14 protein-coding genes, 1 tRNA gene and 1 pseudogene are annotated in these 9,173 nt (G+C 71.2%); 11 read left to right on the forward strand and 5 right to left on the reverse strand.

The annotated features are described in order from the left end of the window. Nucleotides 1-7 precede the first annotated feature (7 nt). The 6 genes and pseudogenes from ACFWZ5_RS25080 (at nucleotide 8) to ACFWZ5_RS25105 (ending at nucleotide 3,857) form a co-directional block, all read left to right on the forward strand. Nucleotides 8-1,621, forward strand: coding sequence for a right-handed parallel beta-helix repeat-containing protein (locus tag ACFWZ5_RS25080; RefSeq protein WP_384793722.1), 1,614 nt, complete (start codon nucleotides 8-10; stop codon nucleotides 1,619-1,621). Nucleotides 1,622-1,685: 64 nt separating this feature from the next. Beyond that, nucleotides 1,686-1,925: a hypothetical protein gene (locus ACFWZ5_RS25085; RefSeq protein WP_384793725.1), complete on the forward strand. Its 240-nt coding sequence runs from the start codon at nucleotides 1,686-1,688 to the stop codon at nucleotides 1,923-1,925. Further along, nucleotides 1,925-2,527 (forward strand): annotated as a pseudogene (locus tag ACFWZ5_RS25090) (N-acetylmuramoyl-L-alanine amidase); the annotation flags it as partial. The gene ACFWZ5_RS25085 and the pseudogene ACFWZ5_RS25090, both read left to right, overlap by 1 nt. A 116-nt stretch (nucleotides 2,528-2,643) precedes the next feature. Beyond that, a complete protein-coding gene (locus ACFWZ5_RS25095; RefSeq protein ID WP_384793728.1) occupies nucleotides 2,644-2,898 on the forward strand; it encodes a holin in 255 nt (84 codons plus the stop codon). Nucleotides 2,899-2,913: 15 nt separating this feature from the next. Next, entirely contained in the window at nucleotides 2,914-3,222 is a 309-nt protein-coding gene (locus tag ACFWZ5_RS25100) for a hypothetical protein (RefSeq protein ID WP_384793731.1), read from the forward strand. Then, the gene (locus ACFWZ5_RS25105) at nucleotides 3,222-3,857 is read left to right on the forward strand and encodes a collagen-like protein (RefSeq protein ID WP_384793734.1); all 636 of its coding nucleotides are present in this window, start codon (nucleotides 3,222-3,224) and stop codon (nucleotides 3,855-3,857) included. The genes ACFWZ5_RS25100 and ACFWZ5_RS25105 overlap by 1 nt, the downstream gene beginning before the upstream one ends. Nucleotides 3,858-3,913: 56 nt before the next feature. On the opposite strand, the gene ACFWZ5_RS25110 is transcribed toward ACFWZ5_RS25105, so the two are convergent. Genes ACFWZ5_RS25110 through ACFWZ5_RS25120 form a run of 3 tightly spaced genes read right to left on the reverse strand, consistent with a single transcriptional unit; the run spans nucleotide 3,914 to nucleotide 6,070 of the window. Next, a complete protein-coding gene (locus ACFWZ5_RS25110; protein WP_384793737.1) occupies nucleotides 3,914-4,093 on the reverse strand; it encodes a hypothetical protein in 180 nt (59 codons plus the stop codon). A 42-nt stretch (nucleotides 4,094-4,135) separates the two neighbouring features. Continuing rightward, nucleotides 4,136-4,672: an NUDIX domain-containing protein gene (locus ACFWZ5_RS25115; RefSeq protein ID WP_384793740.1), complete on the reverse strand. Its 537-nt coding sequence runs from the start codon at nucleotides 4,670-4,672 to the stop codon at nucleotides 4,136-4,138. Nucleotides 4,673-4,729: 57 nt separating this feature from the next. Next, nucleotides 4,730-6,070: a transcriptional regulator gene (locus tag ACFWZ5_RS25120; RefSeq protein ID WP_384793743.1), complete on the reverse strand. Its 1,341-nt coding sequence runs from the start codon at nucleotides 6,068-6,070 to the stop codon at nucleotides 4,730-4,732. A gap of 137 nt (nucleotides 6,071-6,207) precedes the next feature. Here ACFWZ5_RS25120 and ACFWZ5_RS25125 point away from each other — a divergent pair, with 137 nt between their 5' ends. The 4 genes from ACFWZ5_RS25125 to ACFWZ5_RS25140 all read left to right on the forward strand — a co-directional run bounded on the left by ACFWZ5_RS25125 (nucleotide 6,208) and on the right by ACFWZ5_RS25140 (nucleotide 7,849). Then, nucleotides 6,208-6,708, forward strand: coding sequence for a hypothetical protein (locus ACFWZ5_RS25125; RefSeq protein WP_384793746.1), 501 nt, complete (start codon nucleotides 6,208-6,210; stop codon nucleotides 6,706-6,708). Then, nucleotides 6,705-6,917, forward strand: a complete 213-nt coding sequence (locus ACFWZ5_RS25130) for a hypothetical protein (protein WP_384793749.1) — start codon at nucleotides 6,705-6,707, stop codon at nucleotides 6,915-6,917. The genes ACFWZ5_RS25125 and ACFWZ5_RS25130 overlap by 4 nt, the downstream gene beginning before the upstream one ends. After that, a complete protein-coding gene (locus ACFWZ5_RS25135; protein ID WP_384793752.1) occupies nucleotides 6,910-7,353 on the forward strand; it encodes a hypothetical protein in 444 nt (147 codons plus the stop codon). The genes ACFWZ5_RS25130 and ACFWZ5_RS25135 overlap by 8 nt, the downstream gene beginning before the upstream one ends. A 430-nt stretch (nucleotides 7,354-7,783) precedes the next feature. Beyond that, nucleotides 7,784-7,849: transfer RNA gene (locus tag ACFWZ5_RS25140), tRNA-Ser, on the forward strand. A 102-nt stretch (nucleotides 7,850-7,951) separates the two neighbouring features. Here ACFWZ5_RS25140 and ACFWZ5_RS25145 read toward each other — a convergent pair. Next, complete coding sequence (locus tag ACFWZ5_RS25145; protein ID WP_384793755.1) at nucleotides 7,952-8,254, reverse strand: hypothetical protein; 303 nt, start codon at nucleotides 8,252-8,254, stop codon at nucleotides 7,952-7,954. A 175-nt stretch (nucleotides 8,255-8,429) separates the two neighbouring features. Next, nucleotides 8,430-8,786: a hypothetical protein gene (locus ACFWZ5_RS25150; RefSeq protein ID WP_384793758.1), complete on the reverse strand. Its 357-nt coding sequence runs from the start codon at nucleotides 8,784-8,786 to the stop codon at nucleotides 8,430-8,432. Nucleotides 8,787-8,832: 46 nt separating this feature from the next. Between ACFWZ5_RS25150 and ACFWZ5_RS25155 the strand changes: the two genes are divergently transcribed. Further along, nucleotides 8,833-9,066 carry a DUF2277 family protein gene (locus ACFWZ5_RS25155; RefSeq protein ID WP_384793761.1) on the forward strand — a complete coding sequence of 78 codons (234 nt, stop codon included), beginning with the start codon at nucleotides 8,833-8,835 and terminating at the stop codon, nucleotides 9,064-9,066. Nucleotides 9,067-9,173: the final 107 nt, after the last annotated feature.

Consider the following 9,173-nt stretch of genomic DNA (forward strand, 5'->3'; position numbering starts at 1 on the left):
GGTCCTCGTGGCGACACCTGTCGAGCAGTGGCTGCCAGGCATGGACGTGACCGCGGGCCGCCTGGAGGCCATGAACCAGCGGTCGACGTTCATGGTCACCAACTTCGGCGCGGACTCGTCCGGGAGCACGAACGCGGCCCCCGGCATCCAGATCGCCCTCGACCTGGCGCGAGATCTCGGCGGCGCGCAGGTGTTCGTGCCGCCCGGCGTGTACCTGATCGGCGCCACCCTGCGGATCTACAACAACACCAAGCTGACGCTGATGGCCGGGGCTGAGTTCCGGCGGAACTTCGCCGGAACGATGCTCATCAACGGGGATAGCGGGCAGGCCTTCGGCGGCTACACCGGTCACTCGCGGATCACCATCGAGGGCGGCCTGTGGAACATGCGCGGCACGACCGTCGGCCTCACGGGCTCGGCCATGTGCATCTCCATCGGCCACGCCACCGACATCGTCATCCAGGACCTGGAGGTCCGCGATACCCCCGGCTTCCACGCCGTAGAGCTCAACTCGACGTCGCACGGCGTGGTCAGGAACTGCAAGTTCAGGGGCTACGTAGACCCCGGAGGGCGGGACTTCTCCGAGGCGATCCAGGTCGACCTGGCGAAGAGCGTCGGTGTTTTTGGCGGTTTCGGACCTTATGACCACACCCCGTGTGAGGACGTCCTCGTCCTTGGCTGCCACTTCGGCGCGTCCGGGACCGCGGGCACGACCGCCTGGCCCCGTGGCGTCGGCAGCCACAGCGCGACGATCACGAAGTTCCACCGCCGCATCCGCATCCTCGGGTGCAGCTTCGAGGGCCTCCTCCAGTACGCCGTGTCCGCGTACTCGTGGGAGGACGTCACGATCGTCGGCAACGCGTTCGTGACCTGCGGCTCCGGGGTGCGCCTGCGGACCGTCATCGCGTCGGATCCCGAGGACACCAAGGACCCGTCCGGCACCCCGACGGGCGGCAGCCAGAACATGCGCAACCTCACCGTCGTGGGCAACACGTTCCGCGACGGGCAGGGCTACGACGAGCCGATCGTGGCCCTCGGCGAGACCACCGGCACCGTCCTGAACGTGTCGATCTCCGGCAACGTCATCGACGGCTCGACGGCGGGCCAGAACGGGATCCGCCTCCAGGAGGCGAGCCGCATCACGGTCGGCGACAACTCGATCAACAACGTGAACGGCTCCGGGATCTCCACGGAGGACTGCAACACCCTGACGATCACCGGCAACAACATCTACAACTGTGCCGGGCACGGCATCACGATCATCGACAACAGCAACTCCAGCGTCACCGGCAACCAGGTCCGCGAGCCGGGTAATAACGGCATCCTCGTGCAGAGCTCGACGTTCGTGCACCTGCGGGAGAACTTCATCCGCTCGCCCGGCCGCGCTACGAACAACACCTGGTACGGGATCCGCCTGTCGACCAACGCCGACAGCATCAACATGTCCGGCAACAAGGTCAGGCCGCACGGCAGCGGCAACGAGGCCGCCTACGCCTTCGCCGCGACGAACACCGTCACCACGCTCAGCCGGTTCGGCAACGACTGGCGCGGCACCTACGCGACCGGCCAGATGCAGGACCTGAGCATCACACCGAACACGTCGGCCACCGACCTCACCTGACTCGCCCGCACCATCTGCCTGCCCTGCGTCTCTCGGCCGGGGCCTCGCTGTATCTGGAGATCACATGCCCGACCAACTCATCCCGACCGTCGGTCGCATCGTCCACTACGTCAGCTACGGCACCCCGGGCGGCGAGTACGCCTCGAAGTGCCGGGCAGCCATCGTGACCGAGCCAGCCCAAGGCGACAGCAACCTGATCGGCCTCGCTGTGCTGAATCCCGAAGGGATGTTCTTCAACCGGTACGTACCGGAGTCGCAAGACGAGCACCGTGGCGGCACCTGGCACTGGCCGGAGCGTGTGTAATGGCCGCCCCGCTGTCCGCTTCCCGGCTGGTTGACGCGCTGCGCGCCGAGGGTGTCCGGGCCGTCGAGGTCGGCGACTGGCGTACGCACAACCGCAATTCGAAGGGTCCGTGGGGCCCGGTGCACGGCGTGATGATCCACCACACCGTGACCAAGGGCGCCGACACCACGGTGCGGATCTGCCGCGACGGCTACGCAGGCCTGCCCGGCCCGCTGTGCCACGGCGTCATCACCAAGGACGGCCGCGTCCACCTCGTTGGCCACGGCCGCGCCAACCACGCCGGGCTCGGGGACGACGACGTCCTCCAGGCCGTCATCGCCGAGCGTGCGCTGCCCGCCGACAACGAGGCCAACACCGACGGCAACCGCCACTTCTACGGCTTCGAGTGCGAGAACCTCGGCGACGGCGACGACCCCTGGCCGGGCGTCCAGGTAGAAGCGATCGTGCGCGCCTCGGCCGCTATCTGCCGCGCGCACGGATGGGGCGCCGACGGGGGCACGTCCGTGATCGGCCACGCGGAGTGGCAGCCCGGCAAGACCGACCCGCGCGGCCCCGGCATCGCCATGGCCGACGTCCGGGCCCGCGTCGCCGAACGCCTCCGCCACCCGGCCTCGTGGTCGCCCGGCACGACCACGCCCACCCCGAAGCCCACCGTCGAGCAGCGGCTGACCGCTCTGGAGAAGCGCGTCACCGCGCTGGAGAAGAAGGAGTCCTGACCATGGGAACTGCAGCGTTCTGGAAGGCGACCGCCGAGCGGGCCGCGCGCACCTTCGCGCAGTCCGTGCTCGCACTCATCACCGGCGACGGGCTTGGCGTCCTCGACGTCGACTGGGGCCAGGCCGCCAGTGTCGGCGGCCTGGCGGCGATCGCCGCGGTACTCACCGGCATCGTCACCAGCGGCGGCCCCGTCGGGCCCGGCCTGACGGAGACCGTGGCCACCGCGGACACGCCGCGCAGGCCCACCTCGATCTGACCGCAGGAGGCCGGAGTGGCTGACGAGCCGACGATCGGGGAGGTCGTCCGCCGCCTGGAGGACGTCCGCCAGGACCTGAAGGAGGACATCCACGGGGTCGTCGCGCTCGTCAACCAGAAGGTCGACGCCGAGATCCTGCGCCTTGGCCAGCAGGCGCAGGACGAGAGGCACACCGCGCTCGTCGACCGCGTTGCCAAGCTGGAACAGCAGGCCGCGGAGAAGGAGCGCCAACGGATCGCCGACCGGCGCCTGATCTTCTTCTCCCTCGTCGTGCCCGTACTGCTGCTGGCGATCCAGCTGTACAACGCCAACCGGGGGGCGTGATGCACAAGCTGCCTCGCCGCGACCCCGTCGCGCTCATCCTCGGCCTGCTCCTGGCCGCGCTCGTCGCCTACATCTGGTGGCAGACCGCCGAGTTGTCCCGCGACCTGCGCACCGCCAACTCCGCGCGCGACGCGCTCGCACGCCAGGTGCAGAGCCTCGGCGAGAAACCTGTCGCAGGCCCGCCCGGGAGCCGCGGCGAGCCGGGGCGCAGCGTGACCGGGCCGCGGGGCCCGAGCGGTCCGGCGGGCGAGCCCGGCGACCCGGGCCCGTCGGGACGCCCGGGCCGCGCGGGCGAGGACGGCAAGAGCGGCGCGGACGGAGCTGCGGGCAAGCCGGGCCCGAGCGGCGAGCCGGGGGTGCCCGGGGCCGACGGCGCGGATGGAGCGAACGGCGCCGCAGGCCCGCCCGGACCGCAGGGCGACCCGGGGCCGGCGGGCCCGCGCGGCGAGCAAGGGCCGCCGGGGGAGCCCGGCCGGGACGGGCAGACCTGCCCGGAGGGGTATTCCCTGCAACCGCCGCCCAACGACCCGGACGCCCTCATCTGCCGCCGCTCCGGGGCGCCGAGCCCCGACCCGTCGCCGGAGCGCGCCCCGCAGACGGTCGCACTTGATCCTCAACGACGCCAGTACGCGTGAACGATGCCCCGGCCTCCGCCTTGCGCGGGGGCCGGGGTGTTTCGTCGTGTCCGGGGTCAGGCAGCGGTGACGACGTCGGCGTGGACGGCGGCCTCCCACTCGGCGAGGAGCTGTTCGTACAGGGCGCGTTGGGCGGTCGTGAGTCGGACGCGGGGGTCTCGCCAGAGGGCGCGGATGTCCTCGTTCACGGCCGCAGCAGGGCGCACGGGACCAGGGCGCTGGGGGTCGGGGGACATGCCTGCCAGCGTAGGCGGTGGCACTGACAGGCCGCCACGGCCTTACACGCCGCGCAGCCGCGCCAGCATGAGCAGCGCTGCGACCGCGTTAGCCGAGCGCACCTCGCCGCGCCCGATCAACTCGGGCACCTTCGCGAGCGGCACCCACTCCCGCCGTGCCGACTCGAAGTCGTCGGCCGGAACTTCGCGGACCTGCTCAGCCTGGTCGGACCAGTACACGCGGTGGTGCGAGGTGGAAATCCCCGGCATCGGGTCAACGGCAAGCAGCAGCTGCATCGGGCCCGGGCGCCAGCCGGTCTCTTCCTCGAGCTCCCTCGCCGCGGCGGCGGCCGGGTCCTCGCCCGCGCCGGTGCCGCCGGAGGGAAGTTCCCACCCCCAGGCATCCGTGATGAAGCGATGCCGCCACAGCAGGAGGGCCTCGTTCGCCTCGTTGACGACGGTCGCGACGGCGACGGGGCGGAGGCGGATGACGGTGTGGTCCAGGTGCCGGCCGTTGGGTAGCTCGACGTCGGCCATGTTGACCTTGAGCCACGGGTTTTCGTACACCGTGCTCTCGCCGAGGTTCTTCCACACAGACACGCCGGGCCGCCTTTCGTCGGGGTGTCTTGCCATCCCAACACAGGTGGCGGGCCCGGGTCACATGGGGATGCTGAGCGTCTCGTCGATCTGCTCCACCACATCCGCCGTGGCGCTCGTGTGGACGGCTGAGAGGCTCCGGCGCAGCTTGCGCAGGCGGTCGCACAGGCGGCGGGACTCGGTGCCCCGCATCGTGTCGAGGACTGTCAGAGCGGTGGCGGCGGCCTGCTCGGCGTCGCCGGCGCGGAGTTGGCAGTCGGACAGCGTGGCGAGCCGGTGCACGCGGCCCCGGTCGTGGGTCTGTACGGCGACGGCCTCGGCCGCGTACGTCGTCGCGGGCGCCATGTCGCCTAGCCGCATGAGGGCGTCGGCCATGTTCGTTTCCAGCAGGCCGGGCTGCACGTACCCCAGTTCGGCGGGCTCCTCTTCGGTCCTGATCTGCCCGGCGGCGGTCTCCGCCAGCGTCATCGCCCGATGCGCGGCCCCCTGGTCGCCCATCCGCGAGTAGGCCTTGGCCTGCATCGCGTGCAGATCACAGCGCAGGGCGGGCGAGATGTGCACGCCCGCGGTGCGGATCGCGGCCTCGGCGAAGGCGACGGCCTGCGCGTACTCGCCCATGAAGAGGGACTGGTTGACGAGCAGCGCGACGACGTACCCGCCGAAGGCGCGGTCTCCGGAGGCCTTGGCCATGCGGAGCGCCTGGTGGAAGTACCGCTGTGCCAGGCCCTGCGCGTCGGAGTCGTACGAGCAGATCCCGGCGATGGCCACCAGGCCGCCGACGGCGCGGTGGAGGTCGCGGCCGGTGGAGTCGGTGTAGGTGCCGCGCAGGAGGGGGGCGGTGTCAGTGGCGAGGAAGCCGACGACGCGGCCGCGCGTGGCGACACCGCCTGCCTTGCGGTACATCCGTTCGTAGTGGCCGCGGGCGGCGCGCAGGAGCTGGACGTCGGAGGCGCCGACGCGGGGTGTGCCGGCGCGGCGCGCGACGTCGGCGTCCTCTGGCGGGTTCTCCCATTCCCATACGGGGCCGACGGCGGGCAGGCCGGTGATCACGGTGGCCTCCTGGAGGTCGGCGCGTTGCTGTTCGTCGCCGCGCCACAGGGCTGCGGCGCGCTCAACGAAGCCGGAGAGCGGGGTGCCGGCGGGGGGCGCGGTGCTGCGGCCCATGCCGATGTCGTCGAGGGTGAGGCGGCGGCCGAGGTGGGCGGAGAAGACATCACGGAGCAGTTCCGGTACGTGGCCGCGGGGGCGCTCGCCTTTGAGCCAGCGGATGACGCTGGCGTGGTTGTAGCGGGTGGGTCGTCCGCCGCCTGCGCGTGAGCCCTGGTTCACGCGTTCGGCGAGTCCGGCGCGGGACATGCCGGACTCGTGCAGGAGGGCGTCGAGCAGGGTGTTCGGCTCCATGAGCGGCCAGCCTTCGCGTAACGGTCGATATACCGAGCGTAGTAGCGAGTGGTTCACACACTGTGTGAACGGACCAAAGCCGATACCCCCTTGCACACACTTCCCACCCCTCTGACCAGGAGCGAACGATGGGGCGCATGAGCAACACTCAGCCCCGCCCCGGCAAGGTCACAGCGGAAGACAGGCAGCTGCTCGCCGCAGCGCAGTGGCTGGCGGAAGCCGACCCTCATCCGCGCAACGTGTGGGCGGACTGGGAGCGGCACGGTGTCGCGCTGCTCCCGCTCGGCCGCCGCTTCGATGCGATTCGCGTCCCGGCTGATCGGGTCCACGACGTGGTGGGCGGCGACGAATCGCAGACGGTGGCCAAGGTGCTGCGCGCCTGGCTGGATGGCCCGGTGATCCGGGACTTCCGCAGCAGCATGGGCCCGTACTACGTGCTCATCGCACCGGGCGCCGACTGGGACGGCCCGGCTGAGCGGCTCACCACCGGCACCTACCTCGGCGTCCCGCGTCCCGGGCACTCGACCATGCTCTCCCGCTGGGTGGTCCTGCCGCCGCATCCCGGCGCCCTGTGTGACACCCGGTGCGTGCGCACTCTCCTCGCGACGGCCACGCCGCTGAGGACGGTGGGCCGATGACGACCGCCGACCCGGACGACTACGAGTTCCCGGACCTGTACGGCGCCTACCGCGAGCACCTCGCCACCTGCCCCCTCATCCACACCGGCCTCCTCACCAACTGCGTCGAGGGCGCCCGCCTCGCCGCCGCGCGGCTGGCAGAGGACTGGCCCGGCCACGGGGCTGCTGGAACGGACCCGCACTTCTGGGGAGCCCGATCCCATGCGTGACGTGACCGAAGCCCTGCGCACGTTCGCCGTCCCCGCGGACAACGCTCTCACGGTGCAGCAGCGGTCCGGCACCGTGTGCGTCTGGTGCCCGCGCACCCTCGACGGAGGCGAGGGCGTCGACCTCGGCGGCGCCGGCGACTGGCGCCCGCACGCCTGCCCCGCCTGCCACAAGATCCAGAGCCGGGCTCTGACCACGTACCTCGACTGGTACGACCACGGCGTCACGTGCATGCGCTGCCCCCTCAGGCCGTGCGAGCGCGGCCGGGCCCTGGCCGCTGAGCACCTGACCGCGCGCGAGCAGTCCGGGAAGCCGCCGCTGTGGTGCGTGCACTGCCGCACCAGCATCCAGCCCGGCGAGCAGGCCCGCCCGCACCTGTGGCAGGGCCTGAGCGGGCCGGTGTACAGCTACCTCCACGCCCGCTCCTGCATGCGGTAGGCGCGCGCCCATCAGCTTCGACCTCTGGCCCTGCGGCTCTGGCATATGCCGCAGGGCTAGAGGTACGTTCTGCAATAGAACACGTGTTCACCCGAACGGGCGATGACCTTGCAGGCCTGTGCCTGTTACACATGGAGTCAGCACCCTGGGCGTGTCGGGTCGTCTCATAGGGTGCCCCCCTCCAGTGACGGCCCGGCACTTGGGACCGCCCTCTGCGCGCTCGTCGCGTGGGGGGCGGTCTGCTGTCTGCGGGGTCTCACCTGCGGAAACCTGTAGATCGTTTAGGAGCGATTTAGGGGGCGACGCCCGGTAGCGGGCCTGTATCCAGGGTGCAGTGAGGGTGCGGCCAGAATGCGCAATCCGTTGGCCGGAGTCGGCGTATTGGCACTCTGACCTGGGTGTTCAGCTTTCTGGCCTCGCGTTCCGCTCCCGCTGGTCACTGGCGACAGCCGCCCTTACAAGGCGGATGTCGGCGGTTCGAAACCGTCCGCGCCCACCGGGTTGAACAGCAGGTCGACGGCCTCTCGGAGTGATCACAGCGATTGCGGTGATCTCCGGGAGGCCGTCGTGCTGTGCCGGTCCTCAGGGCGGAGGGGCCCTAGCGGCGGGGCGGTGCCGACGACGGGTGTGTGCGGCGGTACCTGCGGTCCCAGCGCTCCTGGCGGGCGCGGCGGATCTTGTAGTCGCGGTACGTCGCGGGGCCGCCCATGCCCCCGCCCGCGCCGCCGCCCGGGCCCGGGACGCCTCCCGAACTGCCTGCCGGCGGGCCGGTCTTGACGGGGTGGCGGTCGCGGCGGCGGACGAGCAGATAGACGATCGCCGCGGCGAGCAGCCACAGCAGGGGTTGTTTGAAGCCGAGCACGATCAGGAGCAGGAACAGAGCGACGGTCAGTACGGTCACGGATGCACCTCCGCTTGCTGGACGCGGGGGCCGGGCGCGGAACACCGGTGGATACGGAGGGACCGCGGGGGTTCGGAGCGGGGGCGGCTCCGGAGCGCGGGCCTCCGTCTGCGGGGTCGTACGAGGGCTCATTCGGCTCTCGTACGGGGGAGTCAACGCCCGCCGCCACCGCCTGTCAATGCTCTTCGACGGCCTTGTGACCGGCCTCGTGCGCGTGCTTGAGCCTCATCCGGGTATCCACCGCCTCCGGCCCCGAAACCTGCTCCCAGAAGCGGTGGCCCGTCACGAACACGACCAGCTCGCGCTCCCGTGCGCGCAGCTTCTCCACCTCGGCCTGCTCGTCCGGGGTCCAGCCCGGGGAGGCCGGGCGCTCGACCTTGCGCCAGCCGTGGTCGTCGCTGAAGCCCTCGTGGGGTTCGACCGACCACGGCAGCCGCCTCAGGAGGGCGTGCAGCTCTGATCTGACCTGGTGCAGCTCCTCCTGGCCTGCGAGGAGGTCGCTGGGGAACTCGGGCGGGGGCGACTCGGGCACGCCGTAATGCTACTCCTGTTCGAATTCGATGTGGCAACCTTGACGTATGTGTCGCAGCATCAAGACCCTTCGGCCGCCCGCCATCCCCGAGGAGGCCTCGGAGGACGAGATCCGGGCCGCCGCGCTTCAGTACGTCCGCAAGGTGTCCGGGTTCCGGGTGCCTGCCGCGCACAATCGGGCGGTGTTCGATGCCGCGGTTGACGCGGTGGCCGCGGCGACGGCGGAGTTGCTCGGGGGGATCGAGGTGAGGGGGAGCGGTGCCTCGCGGGTGCGCCCCTGACCCGCCCCTTCCCGAACTAGGGGGCTGCGCCCCCTAGCACCCCCGCTTTATCGGCGCTGCGCGCCTCGCCCTCAAACGCCGGGCGGGCTGATATTGGGGGGTCTGGC

It is taken from the genome of Streptomyces sp. NPDC059003, assembly GCF_042740445.1.
Classification (GTDB): domain Bacteria; phylum Actinomycetota; class Actinomycetes; order Streptomycetales; family Streptomycetaceae; genus Streptomyces.

Bases quoted from the DNA above. Each gene is read 5' to 3' on its own strand.
- ACFWZ5_RS25085 (WP_384793725.1), top strand. From the start codon at position 1,686: ATGCCCGACCAACTCATCCCGACCGTCGGTCGCATCGTCCACTACGTC.
- ACFWZ5_RS25125 (WP_384793746.1), top strand. From the start codon at position 6,208: ATGAGCAACACTCAGCCCCGCCCCGGCAAGGTCACAGCGGAAGACAGG.
- ACFWZ5_RS25155 (WP_384793761.1), top strand. From the start codon at position 8,833: ATGTGTCGCAGCATCAAGACCCTTCGGCCGCCCGCCATCCCCGAGGAG.
- ACFWZ5_RS25135 (WP_384793752.1), top strand. From the start codon at position 6,910: ATGCGTGACGTGACCGAAGCCCTGCGCACGTTCGCCGTCCCCGCGGAC.
- ACFWZ5_RS25110 (WP_384793737.1), bottom strand. From the start codon at position 4,093: ATGTCCCCCGACCCCCAGCGCCCTGGTCCCGTGCGCCCTGCTGCGGCC.
- ACFWZ5_RS25095 (WP_384793728.1), top strand. From the start codon at position 2,644: ATGGGAACTGCAGCGTTCTGGAAGGCGACCGCCGAGCGGGCCGCGCGC.
- ACFWZ5_RS25130 (WP_384793749.1), top strand. From the start codon at position 6,705: ATGACGACCGCCGACCCGGACGACTACGAGTTCCCGGACCTGTACGGC.
- ACFWZ5_RS25105 (WP_384793734.1), top strand. From the start codon at position 3,222: ATGCACAAGCTGCCTCGCCGCGACCCCGTCGCGCTCATCCTCGGCCTG.
- ACFWZ5_RS25120 (WP_384793743.1), bottom strand. From the start codon at position 6,070: ATGGAGCCGAACACCCTGCTCGACGCCCTCCTGCACGAGTCCGGCATG.